At 50.5% G+C, this 24,367-nt stretch carries 21 protein-coding genes, 1 pseudogene, 1 riboswitch and 1 other annotated feature; of the genes and pseudogenes, 7 read left to right on the forward strand and 15 right to left on the reverse strand.

Annotation, left to right across the window (positions count from 1 at the left end):
* Window positions 1-2 precede the first annotated feature (2 nt).
* From thiD to ACSTTO_RS02420, 10 genes and pseudogenes are all read right to left on the reverse strand, one after another.
* Window positions 3-836, reverse strand: a complete 834-nt coding sequence (gene thiD, locus ACSTTO_RS02375) for a bifunctional hydroxymethylpyrimidine kinase/phosphomethylpyrimidine kinase (protein WP_439271541.1) — start codon at window positions 834-836, stop codon at window positions 3-5.
* Window positions 837-839: 3 nt separating this feature from the next.
* On the reverse strand, window positions 840-1,484 hold the full coding sequence (thiE, locus tag ACSTTO_RS02380) for a thiamine phosphate synthase (protein ID WP_439271542.1): 645 nt from the start codon (window positions 1,482-1,484) through the stop codon (window positions 840-842).
* Window positions 1,471-2,283 carry a hydroxyethylthiazole kinase gene (thiM, locus tag ACSTTO_RS02385; protein ID WP_439271543.1) on the reverse strand — a complete coding sequence of 271 codons (813 nt, stop codon included), beginning with the start codon at window positions 2,281-2,283 and terminating at the stop codon, window positions 1,471-1,473. Before thiM ends, thiE begins: the two co-directional genes overlap by 14 nt.
* Before the next feature lie 57 nt (window positions 2,284-2,340).
* A riboswitch (TPP riboswitch) is annotated at window positions 2,341-2,436 on the reverse strand.
* Between the two features lie 43 nt (window positions 2,437-2,479).
* A complete protein-coding gene (locus tag ACSTTO_RS02390; RefSeq protein ID WP_439271632.1) occupies window positions 2,480-3,763 on the reverse strand; it encodes a glycerate kinase type-2 family protein in 1,284 nt (427 codons plus the stop codon).
* Window positions 3,764-3,946: 183 nt separating this feature from the next.
* Window positions 3,947-4,939: pseudogene (locus tag ACSTTO_RS02395) on the reverse strand (NAD(P)-dependent oxidoreductase); the annotation flags it as partial.
* Between the two features lie 23 nt (window positions 4,940-4,962).
* On the reverse strand, window positions 4,963-5,553 hold the full coding sequence (locus ACSTTO_RS02400; protein WP_439271544.1) for an RES family NAD+ phosphorylase: 591 nt from the start codon (window positions 5,551-5,553) through the stop codon (window positions 4,963-4,965).
* Window positions 5,550-6,110, reverse strand: coding sequence for a hypothetical protein (locus ACSTTO_RS02405; RefSeq protein WP_439271545.1), 561 nt, complete (start codon window positions 6,108-6,110; stop codon window positions 5,550-5,552). Before ACSTTO_RS02405 ends, ACSTTO_RS02400 begins: the two co-directional genes overlap by 4 nt.
* An 83-nt stretch (window positions 6,111-6,193) precedes the next feature.
* Entirely contained in the window at window positions 6,194-7,435 is a 1,242-nt protein-coding gene (locus ACSTTO_RS02410) for an NAD(P)/FAD-dependent oxidoreductase (protein ID WP_439271633.1), read from the reverse strand.
* A gap of 148 nt (window positions 7,436-7,583) precedes the next feature.
* Window positions 7,584-8,345, reverse strand: a complete 762-nt coding sequence (locus ACSTTO_RS02415) for an ABC transporter substrate-binding protein (RefSeq protein WP_439271546.1) — start codon at window positions 8,343-8,345, stop codon at window positions 7,584-7,586.
* A gap of 145 nt (window positions 8,346-8,490) precedes the next feature.
* On the reverse strand, window positions 8,491-9,570 hold the full coding sequence (locus ACSTTO_RS02420; RefSeq protein WP_439271547.1) for a saccharopine dehydrogenase family protein: 1,080 nt from the start codon (window positions 9,568-9,570) through the stop codon (window positions 8,491-8,493).
* Between the two features lie 222 nt (window positions 9,571-9,792).
* Here ACSTTO_RS02420 and ACSTTO_RS02425 point away from each other — a divergent pair, with 222 nt between their 5' ends.
* Together ACSTTO_RS02425 and ACSTTO_RS02430 are read left to right on the forward strand one after the other, a co-directional pair.
* Window positions 9,793-10,221, forward strand: a complete 429-nt coding sequence (locus ACSTTO_RS02425) for an Lrp/AsnC family transcriptional regulator (RefSeq protein WP_439271548.1) — start codon at window positions 9,793-9,795, stop codon at window positions 10,219-10,221.
* A gap of 254 nt (window positions 10,222-10,475) precedes the next feature.
* Entirely contained in the window at window positions 10,476-10,622 is a 147-nt protein-coding gene (locus ACSTTO_RS02430) for a DUF1127 domain-containing protein (RefSeq protein WP_439271549.1), read from the forward strand.
* 276 nt (window positions 10,623-10,898) lie between these two features.
* Here the strand turns inward: ACSTTO_RS02430 and ACSTTO_RS02435 are convergent, their stop codons facing one another.
* From ACSTTO_RS02435 to dsbD, 4 genes are all read right to left on the reverse strand, one after another.
* The gene (locus tag ACSTTO_RS02435; protein WP_439271550.1) at window positions 10,899-11,342 is read right to left on the reverse strand and encodes a DsrE family protein; all 444 of its coding nucleotides are present in this window, start codon (window positions 11,340-11,342) and stop codon (window positions 10,899-10,901) included.
* 92 nt (window positions 11,343-11,434) lie between these two features.
* Window positions 11,435-12,097 carry a L,D-transpeptidase gene (locus ACSTTO_RS02440; protein WP_439271551.1) on the reverse strand — a complete coding sequence of 221 codons (663 nt, stop codon included), beginning with the start codon at window positions 12,095-12,097 and terminating at the stop codon, window positions 11,435-11,437.
* 122 nt (window positions 12,098-12,219) lie between these two features.
* Window positions 12,220-12,852 (reverse strand): DsbA family protein, encoded by a 633-nt coding sequence (locus tag ACSTTO_RS02445; protein ID WP_439271552.1) that lies wholly within the window; start codon window positions 12,850-12,852, stop codon window positions 12,220-12,222.
* A 43-nt stretch (window positions 12,853-12,895) separates the two neighbouring features.
* The gene (gene dsbD / locus ACSTTO_RS02450; RefSeq protein WP_439271553.1) at window positions 12,896-14,770 is read right to left on the reverse strand and encodes a protein-disulfide reductase DsbD; all 1,875 of its coding nucleotides are present in this window, start codon (window positions 14,768-14,770) and stop codon (window positions 12,896-12,898) included.
* 204 nt (window positions 14,771-14,974) lie between these two features.
* Between dsbD and ACSTTO_RS02455 the strand changes: the two genes are divergently transcribed.
* The 5 genes from ACSTTO_RS02455 (at window position 14,975) to ACSTTO_RS02475 (ending at window position 22,143) form a co-directional block, all read left to right on the forward strand.
* On the forward strand, window positions 14,975-15,634 hold the full coding sequence (locus ACSTTO_RS02455) for a response regulator transcription factor (protein WP_439271554.1): 660 nt from the start codon (window positions 14,975-14,977) through the stop codon (window positions 15,632-15,634).
* Window position 15,635: 1 nt separating this feature from the next.
* Window positions 15,636-16,979 carry an ATP-binding protein gene (locus ACSTTO_RS02460; protein ID WP_439271555.1) on the forward strand — a complete coding sequence of 448 codons (1,344 nt, stop codon included), beginning with the start codon at window positions 15,636-15,638 and terminating at the stop codon, window positions 16,977-16,979.
* 194 nt (window positions 16,980-17,173) lie between these two features.
* Window positions 17,174-18,325 (forward strand): O-antigen ligase family protein, encoded by a 1,152-nt coding sequence (locus tag ACSTTO_RS02465; RefSeq protein ID WP_439271556.1) that lies wholly within the window; start codon window positions 17,174-17,176, stop codon window positions 18,323-18,325.
* Window positions 18,326-18,414: 89 nt separating this feature from the next.
* Window positions 18,415-18,470 (forward strand) — a sequence feature (sul1 is cis-regulatory element that is thought to sense ions involved in sulfur or methionine metabolism; They are found in Alphaproteobacteria).
* Between the two features lie 64 nt (window positions 18,471-18,534).
* Complete coding sequence (locus ACSTTO_RS02470; protein WP_439271557.1) at window positions 18,535-20,022, forward strand: SulP family inorganic anion transporter; 1,488 nt, start codon at window positions 18,535-18,537, stop codon at window positions 20,020-20,022.
* 435 nt (window positions 20,023-20,457) lie between these two features.
* Entirely contained in the window at window positions 20,458-22,143 is a 1,686-nt protein-coding gene (locus ACSTTO_RS02475; protein WP_439271558.1) for a thiamine pyrophosphate-binding protein, read from the forward strand.
* A 111-nt stretch (window positions 22,144-22,254) separates the two neighbouring features.
* Here ACSTTO_RS02475 and ACSTTO_RS02480 read toward each other — a convergent pair whose 3' ends face one another.
* The gene (locus ACSTTO_RS02480; protein ID WP_439271559.1) at window positions 22,255-24,291 is read right to left on the reverse strand and encodes an oxidoreductase; all 2,037 of its coding nucleotides are present in this window, start codon (window positions 24,289-24,291) and stop codon (window positions 22,255-22,257) included.
* Between the last annotated feature and the right edge of the window lie 76 nt (window positions 24,292-24,367).

A 24,367-nucleotide genomic window follows, 5' to 3' on the forward strand; every position in this document is an offset into this window, starting at 1 on the left:
GATCAGCCAATCTGATCAATAGCATGAAAAACAGGCCCATGGCCGACGGAACAGCCGGCCTCATCCTTCATGCCCACATCAAGCCGGTATGCGGCACTGATTGCACGCAGCAAATAGGCTTTTGCCTCACGCACCGCATCCGGCAGTAAATTACCCTTTGCCAGTTCTGCCGCCAAAGCACTGGAGAGCGTGCAGCCGGTGCCATGTGTATCACGTGTTGCAATACGCGGTGCCTCAAACCACAAATTATAATCCGCGCTCAGCAATAAATCAGGGCAGTGTTCACCTGCCATATGGCCGCCTTTCATGAGCACAGCCTTGCAGCCTTTTGCAAGCAAAGCGCGCCCCTGATGCTCCATATCCGTGCGGCTTTGCGCTACCGGCAGCCTTAGCAAAGCCGCCGCTTCCGGCAGATTGGGTGTCAAAAGACTTGCCAACGGCAATAATTTTTCCGTCAGGCTTTCCACAGCCTGCGGATCAAGTAATGAAGCGCCGCCCTTGGCAATCATCACCGGATCCAGCACAATCTGCAAATCAGGCTGTTTAAGTAATTGTGCCGATAAAACCTGCGCCACATGGTCAGCAATCTGCGCATTAACGATCATGCCGATTTTAACGGCATCAACCTGCACATCGCTGAAGATCATGGTAAGTTGCTGTGCGACAAATTCTGCAGGAACAGCAAAAACGCCGGATACACCCTGCGTATTCTGTGCAGTAAGCGAGGTGAGCGCCGCCATACCATATGTGCCGCGCGCTGCAAAAACTTTCAAATCTGCCTGAATACCTGCGCCACCGGAAGGATCAGAACCGGCAAGGGAGAGAACATTTTTCATGTCTTAGCCTTTTGATCCGCGAAAAGCGGCAATTTCAGCACTGAATAAACGGGCTTGCTGCTCCGGATTATCCTGCCCGCAAATTGCAGAGACCACGGCAAGCCCCTCCACACCGGTTGCCAGCACATCATTCACATGCGGCAGTTTAATACCACCAATAGCCACTGCCGGCAGGCCATTATGGGCGTAGACGCGCTTCAGCCCGTCAAAACCAATGGAAGGCGCACAGTTTTTCTTGGTCGCTGTCGGAAAAACAGGACCTATACCAAGATAATCCACCACATTCCTGTCTGCTTTTGCAGCCAGTTCGGCAGTCTGCACAGAAAGACCTAAAATCATATCCGGGCCTATCTTTGCACGCACGTCTTCCGGCCGGCCGTCATGCTGGCCAATATGCAAGCCGTCAGCGCCAATGGCCATTGCCGCTTCTGCATTATCATTGATAATCAGCCTGACATTGCTGCCGGCAAGGGCAGTTTTAAGCGCTTTACCTGTTTCAATCACCTCCTGCTGGCTGGCATCCTTATCACGCAGCTGCACCATAGTTGCACCACCGCGCACTGCCGCCAATGCGGTCTCCACCATGCCAAAACTGCCGCAAAGCCCGCGATCAAGAACAAGATAAAACGACAGATCAAACTGTTTCATAGAATTGTACCTTTGCCTGAGACTGAAATTGTGCCGGATCAAGCGCATAGAGCGCATCAATAAAATGCATCTGAAAACTGGCAGGGCCTTTTGCCTGCAAGGCCGCCTGTTCTCCGGCCACCGCATACATAGCCAGCGCGGCCGCTGCGGCCGCCAATGCGCAAGCCCGGTGTGTGGCAATGAACGCACCGGTCAGGCAGGTTAGCGCACAGCCCAAAGCTGTTACCTGCGGCATCAGTTTGCAACCGCCGTCAATGCGCAGGGTTTTGCGGCCATCCGTCACAAGATCATAAGCGCCGGTAACAGCAACAGTGCATTGATATTGCCGCGCCAATTGCTGTGCCGCCTGATATGCGCTGCCGGCATCATCACCGCTGTCCGCTCCTTTTCCCTGTGCGCGAAAACCTGCAAGGGTGAGAATTTCAGATGCATTGCCACGAATGATTGTGGGTTTCAGCGCCAGCAATTGCTGCGCTGTTTGCCGGCGAAATGTTGAAGCAAAATGCGCCACAGGGTCAAATACCCAGGGAATTTGATGCGCATTGGCCGCGGTGATTGCCGCAATCATGCCCTGAACCCAAAGCGGTGACAGCGTGCCAATATTAATTGTTACAGCACCGCATAATTGTGCAAATTCACCAGCCTCCTCCTGTGCATGCAGCATAGCCGGAGAAGCGCCGGCCGCCAAAACCACATTGGCCGCCGTATTCATCGCCACAAAATTGGTGATACATTGTACAAGAGGATTGCAGCGGCGCATATTTGCCAGCAATGCGCCGAAATCCGGCAGATCTTTCATATCAGCCCTCCACGGCGGTGAGGGTCTGATACAGAAGGTTATCGCTATTGCGAAAATGCACCCTTTGATCTGACTCCCTCCGCCGGCATTATCCGGTTCAGGTTCAAAGGGTACTTCTCAGCCGGTATGATCCGGGCGCCCCTGTCGTTACCGGCTATTATGGCAGAGCAAAGGGTAACTGTCCACACCTGCAGGATCAGCTGATCAATATCGCACGAAAATCATTGACATTTGTGCCCGTAGGCCCGGTTACAAAAAGATCCCCGCTTTTGTAAAATGCGCTCCAACTGTCATGCGCTGCAAGATATTGCCGCGCATCCAGCCCCATTGCCCGCATATGCCCGATTGTATTGCCATCTGCAAAGGCACCGGCATTATTTTCCGAACCGTCAATCCCGTCCGTATCGGCAGCCAGAGCGCAAATATTGGCACATCCGGCAATATTTAACGCCAGCGCCAGCATAAATTCGCTGTTGCGCCCGCCTTTACCAGCTTTGCTGTCTGCGCCAAATATAACAGTTGTTTCCCCGCCGGAGAGCAGCAAAAGCGGCCGGCCGGATGTGCGGTTATGCGCCTGATATTGTGCTATTGCCCCATGCATCAGCGCAATATCCTTTGCCTCACCCTCAACCGCATCAGAGAGAATAAGGGCTTCAACGCCCTGTTCTTCAGCCAATTTTGCCGCTGCCGCCAATGATTGCGCAGAACTGGCAATAATATGATGGCTGTTGCGGGCAAACACCGCATCATTGGGTTGCGGGGCATCGGCCGCAGCATTGTGCAAATGCGCCATCACCTTTTCAGGCAGTTTTATCTTATATTGTTCAATATATTGCAATGCATCATGGCGGGTTGCACAATCGGCAATTGTCGGCCCGGAGGCAATCAATGCCGGATTATCACCCGGAATATCCGAGACAATCAGGCTGACCATACGGGCAGGCGCTGCAAGGGCCGCAAGCCTGCCGCCCTTAATGGTGGAGACATGTTTGCGAATAGCATTCATCACACTGATTGGCGCGCCGCTAGCAAGAAGCGCAGCATTAACCGCCTGCTCATCCGCAAGGTTCAGCCCTTGCGCAGGCGCTGGCAACAGCGCAGAGCCGCCGCCGCAGATCAGGGCCACAACCAGATCATCTTCATGCAGATCCTTCACACAAGCCTTCAACTGCTCTGCCGCCTGCAACCCCGCTTCATCCGGTACCGGATGCGCCGCTTCCAGCACTTTAATAAGTTTGCATTCTGCGCCATAGCCATAACGGGTCACAACCACGCCTTCGGGTGCAGGATTGCCGGCCTTTTGCCATAAAATTTCAAAGGCCTGCGCCATTTGTGCAGCCCCTTTTCCGGCACCGATCACAATCGTCCTGCCCTTTGGCGCCTGTGGCAAATAAGGTTCAAGGCAATGCAGGGGATCAGCCGCCTGTACTGCAGCATCAAACAGGGATGCGAGAAATGCCCGCTCGCATCCCGCTTGCAACTGAACCTGCGGCCGCCCTACCCCCTGAGGCAATTTGCTGCCACCATCACGATAACCGGCAGGGATTGCGCCCACTGCATTGATAATACGCCGCTCGCAAATGGCCGCAAAAATCTGGTCAACAGCCTGTTTTGCACCGGCAAGCCGCGAAGGATGGTCGGTATCCGCCGCTGCATGGGGCAGCAATAACATAGCCTGCGGATCGTGTTGTGCCAGTGATACATAAGGCGCAAGCGGCCCCGACAGAACCCCGTCTTTCTCAATCAGGTCGGCATCAACCGCAACATTGCGAATGTGGCCGCTTTGCATCAAATGCCCAAGTGCCGCGACATCCACCAATTCGCCACGGTCATAATTGATAATTATTGCACCTTTTGCCATTGCAGCCATAACGGCATGGTTCACCAGCCCCTGATTGCTATAGACCCCCGTCTCATTGTTTAAAGTGCCAAGCCCCAGATGCACAGTCAGCACATCTGCGCCTTTTGCTGCAGCCTGCGGTGTAGCAGCATAAATATAGCCCTGGCTTTCAATCCATTGCCGGTGATGCTCCCGTGCATAAATCACAACATCCATAGCAAAGGCGCTGGCAAGCCTTGCCACTTCCATGCCGATATTGCCGCTACCGAGAATGGCAATCTTGCGCCCTTCAAGACCAGAACTTGGAAATCGCGCCAGATCACGGCCAGTATCAAATTTGCCTTCCAGCACCTGCATATAAAGCGCATTCACATCCAGATCGGGCTGAAAACGCAGCAAGGCTTTCAGCACCATTTGCGCGGTGATACGGCTGTTGATACCGGGCGTATTCATCAAAGGGGCATTGCCTGAAACCCAGGATTGCGACTGCATATTGCCGGTGCCCGCACCAATGCGCACACCGCCCTCAGTAAACAGGCATTGCGGCGGAATGCGGGTTGCAGCCGCAATCACCGCATCATATTGCCCCTGTCCGGCAACGGCCTGCAACTCCTCCTCCGTGCTAAGATCAGGGCAATAGAAAAAATGCAGTTTTCCTGCTGCAAGCGCCTGCCCTTCCTGCAGGGCATGATCATGAAAGACCCCGCCTTTGGCCTCAATATAATGGCGAATTTCATGCCATTGGTGCTGACCTTGCGCATCAAGGCGCAATTCCAGATGATCCGCAATCAGGATTTTGGCTGTTTTGTCCGGCATAATTTCACTTCCCCTCCCGGATATCAGTAAGGCGCGATACCCAGATGATAATAATTGGCAATGTGCCAGAACCAGTCCGTATCAAGATTGCGCTGTATCTCACGGATCACGATATTTGCCGCACAATGATCAAACAAAGCATAGCAAAGCTCCTCATCATCATGGCGGGCATAATAGGCAATACCATCAAAATTTTCCCTGTGATCATGCAGCGCCTTCGACCAGTTCTGCGCGGTATCATAAGGCAGGCCGCTATGGAGAACCTCTGCTGTTGCGCCAAGAATGGCAAGGCCGCGTCCGGCAAGTTTTGCCAGTTTCAGCGGTGCGGTGTTTTCCAGCACCATATGGGCTTTCTTTTTCAAAAGCTGCAGATCAATCAGGCTGCGGCCGGGCTCGCGCAGAAACGTTTCCGCAAAGGCGCCCTCCCGCGTCGCGGCCGTATAAAGCACGCCATAAGTTGCATCAGGCGCATTGAGCCTGCCCGCTCGGGAGCGGTCATAATAGACAGGGTCAAAAGCCGCCGTATAAAAACGAAAAAGCTCACTGCCCGCCTCAAGAACAATCTGTTCCGGTTGGCGGTTCTGCAGATTATGAGGCGGCTGCGGCCCGCTCACGCGCCCTGCATACCAATCAGCCGCGCAACTTCCAGCACCGGCTCAATCTCTCCGCCGCGCAAAAGATCAATCGGTTTTCTGTTATCAAGGCGCGGATCAGGCCTGCTGAGAAAATTGAGCATCAGCCACGGATTTGAACTGCCCAAAGCCTGACGCACCGCCTTGAGCCCGTCTACAAGACGGCCATCATTCAAGAACTGAATTGTCGGATAAGCACGGCGATTGCCGGGGCCCGGCACCGCAAGCAAGGTCCCCTCCTGCACACGCTTATCCACCGCCTGACGCGAAATACCCTGCAATAACAGGCGCACCTGCTCCAGTGTATAGGCACCGCCTGCCTCGCGCAGATCCTGCTGGGCAATTTTCACCCCCTGCAGCAAGGCCATGGCGCGCGCATCAGGCCGGTAGGCATCACCAGCAACAGCCTTGCCAGACGGCGCCTGAACAGGCTTGCGTTTGACAGCCCGCAATTTTGCCATGCCATGCGACTTGGCATTTGCTGTGCTATCCCGCCCTGTCTTCTTATGCCCTGATATCTGATGCGTTATCTGTGCCATGATCATCTCCTGTCTTTAAAGATGATACTGCGCAGGGTGCTTGTCAAGCTTGACCCTCTTGCTTTTCTTGACAAGGTTGCTTGTTATAAAAAACGGCTGACAGAATAAGGACTTGCAGGAATATATGTTTGCTCGCCAGTTATCAGCTCTGCCAATAAACGGCCAGATGCCGGCCCCAGTGTCAGCCCGTGATGGGCATGGCCGAAGTTGAACCACAGCCCTTTTTTATTAGGCACCGCGCCAATAACCGGACGCATGTCCGGCATGCAAGGGCGCAAACCAAGCCATGGTTGTGCCTCAACCGGCCTGCCAAGAGATGGCAGAACCTTACGCGCGCGTTTTTCTGCACGATCCAGCAAAATACGGTTAACAGGTGCATCCGGTGATGCAAATTCAATGCCTGTCGTCAGGCGCATCCCCTGACGCATTGGCGCCAGCACATAGCCGCCCTCAACCTCAACCACCGGATGATGAAGTGCCGCATCGCCCTCAAGTGAAAAATGCAGATGCGTGCCGCGCTTGACCGCCAATGGCAATGTAATGCCCGCTTTTTGAAATAACAAAGCTGATTGCGGCCCGAGCGCCACAACAATATGGCGCGCGGATACCGGCTCTGCCGCAGGCAGCGACCATCCTTCATTTTCTTCCTGAAGGGTTGCTGCATCCCCATGCAAAAACACACCGCCGCGGCTCATAAACAAAGCCGCATAGGCTTTAACCAAAGCAGACGGATCATTGACTGTTTTAGGGTCGAGCCAATGCACCGCACCGGCAATATTGCGCATGGATGGTTCAGTCGCTGCAAAACCCGCATGATCCAGCACTTTATAATTCAGGCCAAAGCGATCCAGCGCCGGCAGCTTTTTAACAAAAGCATTGAAAGCCTTTTCACTGCAAAATGCTTCAAGCCAGCCTTTATCCTGCACAAGATGCCGGCAACCGGCCTGTTCAATCAAAAAATCATGCTCTTTTACGCAAGATTCCACCAAAGGCAGCATGGCTTCCGTGGCTTTTTCAAGCCCTGACGAGCCGGAATTGCGCCAGAACTGAAACAGCCAGGGCGCAAGTTTTGGCATATAGCTGATATCATAGCGCACATCCGAACGATTATTGAGCGCATATTTAACAAGATTGGCAAAACCGCGCGGAAAGGAATAGGGGATAACACTTGATCGCTCAATTAACCCCGCATTGCCATAGCTTGTGCCCTCACCCGGGGCTTTTTTATCAATAAGGCAGACCGCATGGCCACGCGCCTGCAAATGAAGAGCCGTGCTGACACCAATAATGCCTGCACCAAGAATAATCGTATCGAATTTACGCATGTTTTGGCCGGAATAAGCGGGTTTTTCCCAGTAACAGAACATTGCCTGAGAAAACTGCCACAGCTTAAGGAAAGAGAAAATATCTGCAAAAGGATTATGAGCGCGCAATTTTTGCGCGCTCATTTAGTCTTAACCCCATACGGGCAGATCAATAAATATCGAAGTCGAAATATTTTTTCATGATCTTGTCATAGGTGCCGTTTTTACGAATGGCATCAATCGCGGCATTGAACTGTTGTTTCAGGTCATCATTGCCTTTTTTAATGGCAATAGCCGTTTCTGTCTGGGTACCCGGCACATCCTCCAGCATGTGGCAGCAATCTTTACCGGTTGTCTTTACCCATTCAGCAATCGGAAACTTGTCAGAGATCACAGCATCAAGACGGCCGGTTTCCAGATCAGCAACAGCTTCATCATTGGTTGGGTAAAGCTTGATATCAGCGCCACCCTTGGCCAGCACATCTTCTGCATAAATCGACTGGGTGGTTCCGCCCTGTGCGCCTACAGTTTTGCCTTTAAAATTTTCTGTCTTTGTATCTTTGATCGGGCTGTCTTTCGGCACCACAATCGCCAGAGGCGTGGAATAATATTTATTAGTAAAATCAATCTGTTTCAGACGATCTTCCGTAATGCTCATTGAAGCGATGACCGCATCAAATTTATCCGATTGCAGCCCCGGAATCATACCATCCCAATCATTGGCCACAAGCGTACATTTTGCTTTCATCTCTTCACAAAGCGCATGCGCAATATCAACATCAAAACCCTCAAGCTTGCCGCTGGCATCAACAAAGTTGAACGGAGGATAAGCCCCCTCAGTCGCAATACGGATTTCCTTCCAGTCTTTTGCACCGGCCGAGCCTGCAATTGCAGCCAGTACCAGACCGGCAAATAATACGGATTTACGCATATGTCTCCTCACCTATGATGTAAAATCATTCTCCGGCAACAGCTAAACAGAAAAACGGGGCAAAGGAAAGCCCCTGCCCCGTTTCTCATTGCATAAAGATATTCCGATTTTGCATCACAACAAAATGCAGGAATACAGCTTGGTTTTAAGCATAAACCTTGCCAAAGCGGTTTGCCAGGAATTTGTCCAGTGCAATATCTTCCTGCTTCATAAAGCCCTGTGCAGGAATGCTGCCATCTGCAAGCATATCAACAACAGCACAGATAGCGGAAGCTGTGGTAACCTGAATACCGGTCATTTCCAGATCACCCTGTGTCTGGTTATAAACCTTATTTGCATAGGTTTCCTGTGTCAGGCGGCCATTCTTGTAACCGGTTACGGTAACAAAGATCACAATCACATCCTGCTGGGTGCCGGGAACTGCGGTTTCAAGAATATCCTTGAACAGATCACGGCGATGACGCAGGCCAAGATCGTTCAGCAAAGTCTTGAAGATAGCGCAATGACCGGGATAACGAATGGTGCGGTAATTCAGGCTGCGCACTTTGCCTTCAAGGGTTTCAGCCAGCGTGCCAAGGCCGCCGGATGTATTGAATGCTTCATACTGAACACCTTCAAGCGAGAATTCTTCACGCTCTTCCATTGCAGGAACCAGTGTCAGCTTGCCGTTAACAATCGCTTCACATGGTTCAATATATTCGTTGATAACGCCGTCCGTGCTCCATGTCAGATTATAGGTGATGGAGTTGGTCGGAAACTGTGGCAGAGCGCCAACGCGCATGCCGATGGATTCCAGCTTGTCGAATTTTTTGGCCAGATCATAGGCAACAATCGAGATAAAGCCCGGAGCCAGACCGCATTGCGGAATGAAAGCTGTTTTTGCGGTCTTGGCCAGTTCCTTGACGTGGCGTGTGCTGGCAACATCTTCTGTAAGATCAAGATAATGAACGCCTGCTTTTGCAGCCGCATCGGCAATACGGATAGTCATCTGATAAGGTGCGGCGCTCAGAACAGCAAACTTACCGGCCAGAACAGCCTCAAGCGCAGCCGCATCTGTAATATCCACGATCTTTGTGGAGATGTTTTTTTTGCCTGCAAGGGCTTTCAGCTGATTTTCCGAACGGTCGGTTACCGTTACATTATAATCACCGGTATTACCCAGAAGCTGTGCAATAGTAACACCGATTTTACCGGCACCAACGACAACGACGTCTTTCATAATCAACCCTTCACTCTTTGCATCTGCGTTGCATATTCCGCGCCTTCAGACCATGCTGACCGGCAAGAAAAATGTAACACATTAATAATATTGTCTTATTTTCCGGACATCTTGATTCATGCCCCAAAAATGATGGCATAGAGTCGCAGAATTTTCGTCAAAAAGAAGTATCTAAAATGACGAAATGACGCTATATATTTATACGTAATGACGTTTGTGAGGTGCAAAATGACGACAAAAGCCGATATGGCGCTGATTGCTCTTTTACGCGAGAATGCCCGCGCCTCCACCGCAACCCTGGCAAGAAGGCTTGGTGTATCGCGCACAACAGTGCAAAGCCGTATCGACAGGCTGGAAAAGCGTGGTGTCATTACCGGCTATACAGTAAAATTATCATCGGAACATGAAAGCCATTTGGTGCGTGCCCATGTGCTGGTCACTGCCCTGCCCAAATTTTCACCAAAGGTAGAAGCAGGGCTAAAATCCATGATGGCCGTGCGCACGGTTCATTCCATCAGCGGCAATTTTGATATGATTGTTGTTGTGGAAGCCCCCTCAATCGGAGAACTCGACAGTATACTGGATCAGATCGGGGCGCTGGAGGGCGTGGAACGCACCATGTCATCCATCATTCTCTCCACGCGGATTGAACGCTAGAGCATTTCAGTTTTCATGGAACGATGCGCCTGCGGCCTTCAAAGGGCATTTGTGGCCACGACAAGGCCGCATAGAGAGCAATTTGCGCAATTTTTTGATTTAAAACAATGATTATGGCTATTTGATGCCCCAACAGGCGTTTTGGCCGGCTGAATAAGCAAGGCAGCTATGCAAATTTGTCTCTGCTCATTTGGCATGATCAGGGCTATATACAAGTCAACAAACAACGACATAAAATTTTCTAGGTGAGAAACATGAATCTGATCCGCTCTTACAACAACTGGCGCCGTTACCGCAGCACTGTTAACGAACTGAACCGCCTCTCAACCCGCGAACTGAACGATCTCGGCATTCTGCCTGCAGATATTCCGTTTGTAGCCCGTAAGGCTGCTCAGCGCTAAGAATTTCATGCGCTGGCCGTAACAGGATCCGGCGCATATTATACGAGATTACGCATTTTCCGGCTTACCTCCTGCCGGCTATGTGTTGAAAAATATCAAATCTGAGCCTCCCTCCTCCTCCCAACTCAGATTTGATTGAAGACCGGTCTCCCTCCTCCCAACCGGTCATTCATTGTAACGCCCGATGCACCTCCCAGCATCGGGCGTTTGCTTTTGCAAAGGCCATGAGCGCATTTCAACGCTTTTTATGAGAATTCAGAATACCTGCAAAACATCTTAAAGATGAATATAGGCAAAGCCCTGCAATTGCAGCCATGCCAGTTCTGCAACGCCGCTCGGCACAATCATGGTCGTTGTGATATTATTGCGCTTCAGCCAATCCGCATCACGCATCTGCAAACTATTGGCGCAAACACAAAAAACCACGCCCTGCGCACAAAGTGCCGCAAAACGTTGCTGCAATATTTCATCTGCCCGCACAATATCAAACAGATCAAGCCCTGATCCGTGGCATATAACCCGCAGATCCAGCTTGACAGGGCTCTCTTGCGCTATCATGCAGCCAACTGCCTTTAAGTGATTAGCAAGCGAAGTGAGAAGCGCCGTCATATAGGCTTTTTGTGCCGCCGGATCATTTTTAACCGGACTGCCGTTATTATGATAAACAACCCGCTGCTCCTTAAGATCGTGATAGGGGTTATGCGCAAGCGGATTGTTCATTTCTGCTATCCTGTTCAGGCCTGTTTAAACCTGCTCAGGGCAGTTTGACTTATTTTGCCAAACTGCCCGGTTAAAAAAATAATCAATGTTTTTTACAGGACAACCACTTTTGCGCCATCGGCAATGCGCCCGTAAAGATCAATCACATCCTGATTCATCATGCGGATACAGCCTGATGACATGGCCTGACCGATTGTCCACGGCTCATTGGTGCCATGAATGCGATACAATGTGTCACGGCCATTCTTGAAAAGATAAAGGGCACGTGCCCCAAGCGGGTTTCTCTCGCCCCCCGGCAAACCGCCGGCCAATGGCTTGTAGAGCTCCGGATTGCGGCGGATCATATCCTGAGTAGGTGTCCAGTTTGGCCATTGGCGTTTATAGGCAATATTGGCGGTACCGGTAAATTCCAGACCGGCCTTGCCAACCCCCACACCATAACGCAAGGCCTTGCCGCCTTCCTGCACGAGATAGAGATATTTATTGTGCGGATCAACAATAACAGTACCCGGCACCTCATCTGTCGGATAATCGACCAGCTGACGCATATATTGCGGTTTCAAATGCTTCAGCGATACTGCGGGTACGTAGAATTTTTCATCCTCAATTGCGGCATAACGCTTTGCATCAGCAGGGTGAACCTTTGGTGTTACTTCAGCCACAGGCTTGCCGGTTGTGGTACAGGCGGCCAGTGCCAATGGTAAAAACATTGCAACAGTCAGGCTGCGCAGAGATGAATTTGAAAAAAACTGCATGATTCTTTTCTTGTTTATTTGGGGAAGAAAAACCGCAGCCGCCGATCCTTTATCAACAATACTGCGATTATACGAAACTCAAACACCCTTATAGCTTACCATATGGTAAAAATCTGATTAATTTACTTGGCCGCTTTTTCACGCGCGCGTGCATCGGCAATCGCAAGCTTGAAACTGTTATAATCAAGCGCCATAGCGCGGAACGGACCGATCAGATGTGTCGGCGTGCCCTCAACGCCAATTGAATCAGCCTGAGCCGCCACCCGTTTGAGCTGCGCGGTAATCTTATTATTATTTTTATTCAGATCAGCCTGAAGGCGTTTCATATCAACACCGGAGGCCTTGACGGCATCAAGCATGGCTTTTTTTGAAACATTGCTTCCCGGAATAGCCATCAGAGCTTTATGAACCTGTTCATATTTACCCTGATACATTGCTGCCAATGCCAGCTGCGAGCCATAAACCGAGGCCTCGGTAAGGATAGGCCATTCTTTATAAACCAGACGAATATTGCCATCCTCTTTCACTACACGCGCCAGATCTGCGCCGGATTTTTTACAGAACGGGCAATTATAATCGCTAAAAACTACAATCGTCAGGTCGCCTTTCGGATTACCGCCGACAGGCGCTTCCGGATCATAAAGAATACCATTAACGTCCACATCTTGTGCTTCTGCCGTTTCTGCTACCATAAAAGCCAGAGACGCGCTCACAGCTATGCCGGCGGCAACTTGTAAAAACTGGCGGCGATGCATGGAATTCTCCTGTGATTTTAAAATGGGATATGCCAAGCGGTCCTTAAAGCCCTAGTGCCTGCAAACCGCTGTTTAGATTTTGCGGGGTGAGCGCACCGATAATACGATTTTGCTTTTGTTCTCTGGCGCTGTTTGCCTCAAGGAACATCAATGTCGGCGGGCCTGCAATATTGAAGCGCTGCATCAAATCACGGCTGGCATCATTATATTCCGTCAGATCTGCTTTAATCAGCGTAAGCTTGCCAAGCCTCTCTGCATAGTCCGGCTCTTTCATCAGCTTGTCATTGGTTTTGCATGTCGTGCACCAATCTGCTGTAAAATCCACCAGGACGGGTTTGCCGGTGGCCAGAGCCTGTTGCAAGGTCTCATCATATTCAGCCGCGGTTCTGACAGTTTTAACCACAGGCTCAGCCTTGTTGTGCGTAATCTCTGTGCCATTGCCATGCAGAAAATCCAAAGGACGCCACGGATCGCTGGAACCGCCGGCAAAACCCGCCATCAGCAAAATGCCATAAACCAGAGCAGCAAGGCCTGCCGTTTTTTCAAGTCGTTTCAGCGCTGTGGCCTGACCGCTGATCCGGTCAAACGCACCAAGAAACACCCCGCAGGCAAGCGCGGTGAGCGCCAGCAGCAACATGGCATTTTCATCAGACAACAGGCGCATAATCATATAAACCGCAAGGCCAAGGAACACGACGCCGAAAATCTGCTTGATATGATTGAGCCAGGGGCCGGATTTTGGCAAAAATTTTGCACCAAATGTGCCAAAGATAATCAGCGGCACCCCCATACCAAGCCCCAGTGCAAACAGAGCCGAGGCACCGCGAACGGCATCACCGGTCTGTGCCACATAGAGCAAGGCTGCGGCAAGCGGTGGTGTTACACAAGGCCCCACAATCAGGGCAGAGCCAAAACCGAGCAGTAAAGCGCCGGTAACTGCACCGCTATTGGTGCCTGCCGTATGGCGGCTGAAAAAATCGGTCCAGCCTTGCGGCAGCTGCAGCTCATAATATCCGAACATCGAGAAAGCCAGCAGCACAAAAATCAGCGCCATGAAACCAAGCGCATAAGGTGTTTGCAGAGCTGCCTGCAAATTATAGCCTGACCATGAGGCGGCAAGCCCCAGCACCGCATAAGCAGCAGCCATTGCCAGCACATAGGCAAAGGAGAGCACAAATCCGCGTCCGGCTGAGAGTTTCTCGCCGGAACGCGCCAGCATGCCGGAGAGGATGGGAATCATCGGGAATACGCAAGGCGTCAATGATAAGAGCAGGCCAAAGCCAAAAAACCCGGCCAGCATCAACACAAAGCTGGATGCAAGCCATGCATTAACATCATCCGCCGCCGCATCACCGACACTGCCTGCGGCGACAGTCTTATCTTCAGACAGAGCATTTTGGGCGGTCTCATCACTGTCCGTCAATGACAGATCCGGTGCGGTAAGACCGGCCTGCATGGCGCCGCCCAATCCTGATGCCACTTTGGAAAGCGCCAATGTTTGCAGATCAAGCGATTTTGCCACGGGCGGATAACAGATACTGTCTTCTTCGCAGCCCTGCCAGCGTATCAGGATTTTGCCGTCTTTCGGCAGGTCTTTACGCGCAATTGTTGCAAAAGCCTGATTATACAGCACCTCCGTGCTGCCAAAATTCATATCATCTTTAATCAGGCCCTCATTCACATCCATAGGCAGCAAGGTGCCATCCGGCGTTTCGGCCTGAATTTTATCACGATACATGTATATTTTTGGGGCAATATTCCAGCGCAGCTGCAATGCATCTTTGTCATCCCGCGCAACAGTAAGCTGCATCGCCTCTTCCACACTGCGCACAGGTTGCGCCTGTGCCACAGAGAAAAATACCGATAGCGCCAGCGCCGTCAAACTGACAAAAACAAGGCTGAAAATCTGTCTGTTCATTTGCTGAAACATTGTATCCTTCAAATAGACAATTTTATTCTGTGTGCCTGTAATTCTGTGTGCCTGTAACAGCATAGAGGATATAAGCTTATAATAGCTTACGACCTTAAGTCAGCCTTAAGGCAGTGCATTCAGGCTGTTACACAGAAAAAGGTTGTAATTTTGCTGTATATAAATATCTGCAAAAATTCTGACGGAAGCGAAATGCGAATTCTTGTTGTGGAAGATGATCCGGTTTTGTCCAACGGCCTCAAGGTTGGTTTGGGGTTAACCGGAGCAACGGTTGATCAGGTTGCCAATTGCACTGATGCGCTCTCTGCTTTGGCAGCATGCCGGTTTGATGCTGTTGTGCTTGATCTTATGCTGCCGGATGGTTCGGGGCTGGATGTGTTGAAAACAATGCGCAAACATCAGGATCAGACACCGGTTCTGTTGCTGACGGCACTGGATGATACGGCCGACCGGATTGCCGGCCTTGACAGCGGCGCGGATGATTATATGGGCAAGCCTTTTGATCTTGATGAGCTGGCAGCACGGATCAGGGCAATCGCCCGCCGTGGCGCAGGCCGTGCGCGGGCGGTTATGATTGCCGGCGATGTGGAGCTTGATCCTTCCAACCTCCATGTAAAAGTGAAGGATGAACATGTCTCTCTCTCCCGCAGGGAATTTGCCGTGCTTTCCGCACTTATGGAGCGGCCGGGCGTTATCCGCTCCAAAAGCGATATTGAAGAGCGCCTCTATGGCTGGCAGGAAGAGGTAGAAAGCAACACGGTTGAAGTGCATATCCATAATCTGCGCAATAAAATAGGCCGTAAGGCAATTGAGACGGTGCGCGGCCTTGGTTACAGAATGCGGATAACATAATATGCTCTCCCTGCATAAAAGGCTCTTTATCATTCTTGTTGCAGCCACCGGGCTGATCTGGGCTTCGGCTGTGGCCTGGACATATTTCAGCAGCCGCAATGAGCTGGAAAAAGTGCTGGATACCCGCCTGCAGGAGGCAGCACGCATGGTGCATTCACTGCTTGGTGATGCATCCGGCATGAACACATCCAAAACTGCCAATCTGCCTTATGAATATACCCCTTATGAACGCTATCTTTCCTGCCAGATATGGTCTTTGGACGGCAAGCTGGTCGGCAGTTCCACCGGCGCACCGGAATTGAAGGTTTTTGGCAGTCATACCGGCTTTTCTGACGAGATGGTCAAAGGGGAATTATGGCGTATCTATACGATTATTGATGAAGAAAAAGCTGTAAAAATCATGGTTGCCGACCGGCTTGCCCTGCGCGACCGGCTGGTCAGTGATCTGGTCAAGGGTCTTATCGCCCCCGTCCTCCTGATTTTACCGCTTTTGGGCGTACTCATCTGGGTCAGTCTCGGGCGCGGGCTGCGCCCTTTGCATCTTTTTGCCGATACTGTTCGCCAAAAGGATGCTGATGATATGAGCGCCTTGCAAACAACCAATATTCCTGCAGAAGTGCAGCCGCTGGCCAATGCGCTTAACGGCTTATTCAGCAAGGTTGAGGCTGCGCGCCGCCATGAACGTGAAGTGACCGCTTTTGCCGCCCATGAGTTGCGCACGCCATTGGCAGGTTTAAAAACTCAGGCGCAAATTGCACTGGCAGCAACAGATCCGGCTATAAAGGAAGGCGCTTTGCAGCAAATTCTTTTATCCGTTGACCGTACCACACGGCTTGTGCGCCAATTGCTGGCACTGGCAAGGCTGGATGCCGGTGAACAGGCAGGCACAAAAGAACAGGTTAATCTCGGGCATTTGGCAGAAGAGATTATTGCGCAAAACCCGATCGTAAATCGTAAGGTGATCAATGATATTGATCCTGCCCTTTATGCCAGTGAGATTACAACAGACCGGCATAATCTGGCGCTCATTTTGCGAAATCTTTATGAAAATGCCGTGCACTCTTCACCGCCAGATCAGGCGATCTGCTGGAAAGGCCTGAAAAACGGCAAAGGTTTGATAATTTGCGATAACGGCCCCGGTGTCAGCGAAGAGGAACTGCCATTGCTCACCACACGCTTTTATCGTGGCAGCAATAAAAACCCGACCGGCACAGGGCTGGGGCTTACCATTGCAGAGACTGCTGCAAGACATATTAATGCTGAACTGACTTTGCGTAACCGCACAGACAAAAACGGCCTGGAAGCTATTCTGAGCTGGAATGAAAAAATTGTTGCCCGCAAATAAATTTTATGTAAATTTTAAGATGTTATTTTTGGAATATAAGCTATTTCAAATAATATATTTTTCTTAATTAAGCATAAAACGGGGGCTTGAAATCAAGTGTGACTCTGGCAGGTAGAAATATTCTATTCATCCTCATTTTTTGTCTGTTCTGGGTTACCCTTACCCCTTTTCTGGATTTGCGGGATCCGACAGTTTTGCTTGCTCAGGAGCAAGGCAGCATCTTTCAGCAACTGGTCTCACTACTGCTTTGCCTGATCGCCGCCCTGTATCTTCTGGCAAATATACCTGTTGCGCAGAAAATGCTGTCTCCCTTATTTCTTATGGTGCTCTTTTGGCAATTTATAACGGTTTTTACCTCTGATTATCCTGATATTGCATTTCGCCGTTATATTTTCAGCATCACGCTCATTATCATGGCTATGGCCTGGGTGCTCTTGCCTGAAGATGAGCTGTCTTTTCAGCGTATGATCAAATATTTAAGCCTCTTTATATTGGGATTAGCTTATTTTGGCGTCATTTTTATGCCGGACGTATCGATCCATAATATGTCTGAAGTGCGCGAGCTCATTAATGCCGGCTCATGGCGCGGCCATTTTGTTCACAAAAATATTGCAGGCCCCGCAATGATCGTGCTGATCATTTATAATCTCTATTTGCTGCACCGGGATCAATTTTACCTGCCGCTGACCAATATAATTCTTTCGACAATTTTTCTTTATTATTCAAATAATAAAACCTCTATCGGCTTGATTATCGTTTCACTTCTTATTGCGCAGGCCATAAAATATACGCGCCTTTTGCCCATAAAAATCATTATCGCCTTCATTCCGCTTATCCTGATGGCATCACTCACTGTGGGCACCATATTTAATCAATCCCTGCAGGATCTTGTCAGCAGCCTCATCTCCGATCCGACCTTTACCGGCCGCACCTCTATCTGGACATTTATTGTCAGCCAGCTGGAGGCACATCCCTGGATCGGCTATGGGTATGAAACATTCTGGAATATGTCGCGTCTGGTTAATGGCGGGTATGACATTGAAACATGGGCCGCCAGAGCCGGCCATGCGCATAATGGCTATTTGCAGCTCATTATCCTGACCGGCACAATCGGGGTCAGCCTGTTTGCGGTTTGGATATTGTTCTGCCCGCTTATTGATTATCATCGCTCGCAAAAAACACGCAATGATCCGGCATTGGGGCTGATGTATCTGCGGATATGGGTTTTTATGCTGCTTTATGCCAATCTTGAATCGCCGTTTTTTGCACCGCGGGGGCAAGTCTGGTTTTCACTGCTCACTGCAATTTTTGCCCTGCGCCTGCATGCCCGCACTCATTTGCGCTAACCTGCAATATAATGGTTTCAATATGCGCTGATACATGTGCAAACTGACATTGCATTTATGCCGGTTTTTAATTACACAAGCCGCACACATATGGATCCGGTGAAATTCCGGGTGGCTCTTCTGGCCGCTTATCCGCCAGACAACACAGCAAAATAACCACTGTCAAATAGAGTACTTTCGGTTCCTTGCATTATTGTGTGAATTATCCTGTGACTTCTTTTCAAAAATACCGTCAAGAATGGTTTTCCAACATTCGCGCTGACATTCTGTCCGGCATTGTTGTCGCTCTTGCATTAATCCCGGAAGCAATCGGCTTTTCCGTCATTGCCGGTGTTGATCCCAAAGTCGGGCTCTATGCCTCTTTTGCCATTGCCTGTGTCACAGCCTTTACCGGCGGCAGACCTGGCATGATCTCCGCGGCAACCGCAGCAACGGCTGTTGTGATGGTGTCCCTCGTCAAGGAGCATGGATTAAACTATCTGTTTGCCGCAACTATTCTGATGGGTATCATACAGATGATTGCCGGCGCTTTAAAACTCGGACGACTCATGCGTTTCGTCTCCCGCTCCGTGATAACCGGCTTTGTCAATGCACTCGCAATCCTCATTTTTATGGCTCAGTTACCCGAGCTCATCAATGTGCCAGTCCAAACATATTGGATGATTGCCGGCGGGCTTGCCATCATCTATCTCTTTCCTTACATCACCAGAGCAATCCCTTCACCGCTTGTGGCAATCATCGCCCTGACCTGTATTGCATGGTGGACAGGGATGGATTTACGCACTGTCGGTGATTTAGGTGAACTGCCAGCAACATTGCCGGTTTTTACCCTGCCACAAGTACCGTTTACACTTGAGACTTTACAAATCATCTTGCCATATTCGATAACTCTGGCTGCAGTCGGCCTATTGGAATCCCTGCTCACCGCCCAGATTGTGGACGATATGACGGATACGCCAAGCAATAAAAATCAAGAATGCTATGGTCAGGGTGCAGGCAATATTGCCTCAGCACTCATCGGCGGAATGGGCGGCTGCGCAATGATCGGTCAGTCAGTGATCAATGTTTCGTCCGGTGGCCGTGGCCGGCTTTCAACATTTGTTGCCGGTGCGTTTTTATTATTTTTAATAGTAGCGCTGAGCGACCTGGTAAAAATCATACCAATGGCAGCACTTGTAGCTGTCATGATTATGGTATCTATCGGCACATTCTCATGGCGTTCCGTGCTGGATCTGCGCCGCAATCCCTATTCATCATCCGTGGTAATGCTGGCAACAGTTTTCACAGTGGTGACAACACATGATTTGGCTAAAGGCGTATTGGCTGGCGTGCTATTATCCGGTATTTTCTTTGCCGGCAAAGTAGCCAGGCTTTTCACTGTCACCAAACAGCATAATGAACAATCAGAAATTATTACATATCTGGTTGAGGGACAAATTTTCTTTGCCTCTGCCGAGAGCTTTATTAACGCGTTTGATTTTTCGCCCACAGCAGAAAAAGTTATCATTGATGTCAGCAACGCACATTTGTGGGACATTACTGCCGTTGGCGCGCTTGATAAAGTTGTCATCAAGTTTCGTCGTCTCGGCGTCAAAACCGATGTCTATGGGTTTAACCGCGCCAGCGCAGATATGGTAGACAAATTCGCACTACACGACAAAGCCGAGCGACAAGCTGCCAGCTCTGCATTGCATTAGGCCTGTTCTCACCAATGAATAGCTGAACCGGCATTGCCATCACTGCAATGCCGGTTTTCTTTTTTAGCTTATTTTCAGCCGTTTAGATATATTTATCCTGTCTTGACATATTTAATATGCTTATTCTTCCCTGAATATCAAACGCTGAGAAGGCATAGTGGCACTGCCAAGCTGGCCGGAACGCCGGAATTACTTCACTGCATAATGAATTGCCTGCACAATATGATCAGCAATCATCACAAATGATCAAGGCCGGAGTTGACTATGCTCAATTTTCAAACTGTATTTCTATGGTCTTATATCTGCGGAAGACAGGCAGGAGCGCAATGAGGAGAACAACCGCTCCGGACGAGAGTTAACTGCAATCAGGGCAATCTGGGGAGATGCTCATATGATTGTGGTTAATGCGGTAACATTATTGAGGAAATGTCAGCTATGAAAAATAACAAGAATCACCGCACGGGAGGCCAGATCCTGATTGATGCCTTGCGCATTAACGGGGTGGACAGAGCTTTTTGCGTGCCGGGCGAGAGCTATCTGGCGGCGCTGGATGCATTGCATGATGCAAAGGATATTGAGCTGATCGTGTGCCGGCAGGAGGGCGGCGCAACCTATATGGCTGAAGCCTATGGCAAGCTGACCGGTAAGCCCGGCATTGCCTTTGTAACCCGTGGTCCCGGTGCCACCAACGCCTCTGTAGGGGTCCACACTGCATTTCAGGATTCCACGCCGATGATCTTGTTTGTCGGGCAGGTTGCCAGCGATCAGGTAGAGCGCGAGGCATTTCAGGAAGTGGATTACCGCCGCATGTTCGGCCAGATGGCCAAATGGGTTGTGCAGATTGATGATGTGGCACGCATTCCGGAACTTGTCAGCCAGGCTTTTCATCGCGCGGTCAACGGCCGCCCGGGGCCGGTTGTGATTGCCCTTCCGGAAGATATGCTGACTGCCCATGCCAGCATTGCTGATGTGCCTGCACATAAAAAGGTAGAGATTTTTGCCGGCGCAGAACAATTACAGGATTTGACAACTCTTTTACAACAGGCAGAGCGTCCCGTGGTCATGCTTGGCGGCAGCGGCTGGAACAAACAGGCCGTGGCCGATATGGAGGCTTTCTGCACTGTTAATAATCTGCCGGTTGCCACCTCATTCCGCTGTCAGGATCTTTATAACAATAAACTTGCCAATTATGCCGGAGAACTTGGTACCTCCGCAAACCCCAAGCTGATTGAAAGCATTAAAAACAGTGATCTTTTGCTGGTGATCGGCGCACGTATCGGAGAGATGACCAGTGCCGGTTATACAATGGTCAATATTCCTGTTCCCGATCAAAAACTCATTCATGTCCATAGCGGTGCGGAAGAACTTGGCCGTGTTTATTATCCTGCATTGCCGGTCAATGCCACTATGGCAGCCTTTGCCGGACAATTGCGTGATTTGGGTAAAATAGCCGCCGGAAAATGGGCAGCATGGACAGCTGAGCTGAATAAAAATTATCAGGACAATCTGCAACATGCGCCAATTCCGGGAAATGTGCAGATGGGCGAAATCATGCAGTGGCTGCGCACCAATCTGCCTGAAGATGCGATTATTACCACTGGTGCCGGCAATTATACCGCATGGCCACACCGCTTTTATCAATATTGCAGCTACCGCACCCAGCTTGGTGCCACCAACGGCTCCATGGGCTATGGTGTGCCCGCTGCAATTGCCGCCAAACTCACCAAACGTGACCGCACAGTGATTGCCTTTGCCGGTGACGGGTGTTTTTTGATGAATGGTCAGGAACTGGCAACAGCCATGCAATATGATGCACATGTTGTGTTTATTGTGATCAATAATGGCATGTATGGCACAATCCGCATGCATCAGGAGCGCACCTATCCGGGGCGCGTATCAGGCACTGCGCTGGCTAATCCTGATTTTGCAGCCTTGGCAAAAGCTTATGGCCTGCATGGCGAGACCGTTGAAAAAACAGAAGAATTTGCACCGGCTTTTGAACGTTCCATTTCCTGCGGCAAGCCGGCACTGATTGAAATCCGTATCGATCAGGAAGCAATTACACCCAAAATGAGCCTCAGCGCCATGCGTGAACAGGCATTGGCTGCACAAAAAGGCTGATCGCCGTTTGTCTCCCCTCCCCTTCCCTTTAAAATTAGGGGAAGGGGAGATTTTTTAAACACACCTTGAATTTCTGCCCGCCTTTCGCGCACTCAAACTTTGAAACCGTGTTCAAATATCTTTCATCAACCGCAGCGCATCATAAATTGCCGCATGGATATTGCGTGCTGCCACCGCATCGCCAATACGATAGAGCTGATAGCGCCCCTGTGCATTTTTATGCATTTCCTGCTGCCGCCCTGCAATCAGGGCATCGTAATCCACAGCGCCAAGATTTGTTGATTGCGGCTTTAATGCAAAATACAATTCATCAAGCGGCCTTGTGCCATGATTAACCACAATCTGATCATGCTGCTGCTGTCTATCCACACCCCCATAATCGCTCCCGATATGGGCAATGAGACAGTTGCCATGTCTTGATACTTTACCGAGGCGATAGGTCACGGTAAAAATAACACCATCCTTTTGCAGGGCGCGCATATAAGGCACAAGATTCATCGCCATGATTTCCGGTGCAAAACTGCGATCCGGTGTCATCACCTCCACTTTAGCGCCGGCCTTGGCCAGAACCTCCGCCGCCTGCAATGCAGCATGATCGCCCGCATCGTCAAAAATCAGCACATTGCTGCCCGCTTTGACATCGCCTGAGAGAATATCCCATGCAGAAACAATAAGATCATTACCCTCAGACAGGATTTCCGTATGCGGCAGGCCGCCAGTAGCAATAATAACCACATCCGGATCCTGCGCATCAATTTCTGCCTGTTCTGCCCAGATATTGAACCTGAATTGCACACCAAGCCGCTCACATTGCGCAAGGCGCCAATCGATAATGCCAATCATTTCCCGGCGGCGGCCGGACTGTGCGGCTAAACGGATCTGCCCCCCTGCCTTGTCCGCCGCTTCAAAAACCACCACATCATGGCCACGCGCACCGGCAACACGTGCAGCCTCCATTCCCGCCGGCCCTGCGCCCACAATCACCACTTTTTTTCTGGTTCCCGCTCTGGTGATATGATGGGGCATAGTCAATTCACGCCCTGTTGCAGGGTTATGAATACAATAGGCAGCGCCACCCTGATAAATCCGGTCGAGACAATAATTGGCACCAACACACGGGCGGATATCTTCCTCCCTGCCCTCAATAATCTTGCGCACAATATGCGGATCCGTCATATGGGCGCGCGTCATACCCACCATATCAAGTTTGCCGGAAGCTATTGCATGGCGTGCCGTTGCCACATCCGGAATTCTTGCAGCATGAAAGGTCGGAAAATCTGTTGCCGCGCGTATCTCACCGGCAAAATCAAGATGCGGTGAGCCGGCCATTCCCTGAATGGGTATAAGATCTGTCATTGCCGGATCCGTATCAATATGACCGCGCACCACATTGAGAAAATCAATCATGCCGCAATCTTTAAGGCGGCGGGAAATTTCAATCCCCTCTTCCCTGCCATGGCCGCCGGCCATCCTTTCATCACCGGTATAGCGAATCCCGACAATAAATTGTGACCCCACGCGTTTGCGGATTTCAGCCAGAACATCAAAGGTAAAACGCAGCCGGTTATCCAGCGATCCGCCATAGGCATTGGCAAGATCATTGGTTACCGGTGACCAGAGTTGCTGAAGCAAATGGCCATAGGCCTGCAACTCAATGCCATCAAGTCCGGCAGCCTGCATCCGCTCGGCAGCATCGCCAAAATCCTTGATAATTCGCTCAATATCCCAATCTTCCAGGCGTTTTGGAAAAGCACGATGTGCAGCCTCCCTTTCATGGGATGAAGTGAGAACCGGCAGCCAGTCTCCTTTATCCCAGCGGGTACGGCGGCCAAGATGTGTGAGCTGAATCATCACAGCCGCACCATATTCATGGCATTGATCGGCAAGCGCCTTCATCCATGGCACCACCTCATCCTTATAGGCCAGAACATTGTTAAAAACCGGCGGACTGTCGCGTGATACGGTTGCCGAGCCTGCTGTCATTGTCAGGGCCACACCTGCCTTTGCACGTTCTACATGATAGGCACGATAAGCCTCCTTTGGCATGCCATCTTCTGCATAGGCAGGCTCATGAGACGTGGTGATAATACGATTGCGTAATGTGAGATGTTTGAGCTGATATGGCTGCAAGAGCGGATCATTTTGCATAAGCGTTCCCTTTTTTTGGGAGAGCTTAATTAAAATGTACAATAGTGTCAATTTTATATACAGTAATGTACATTTT

Origin of the sequence: Pseudochrobactrum albidum, from assembly GCF_051851455.1 — a bacterium.
In the GTDB taxonomy this organism is placed as follows: Bacteria; Pseudomonadota; Alphaproteobacteria; order Rhizobiales; family Rhizobiaceae; genus Pseudochrobactrum.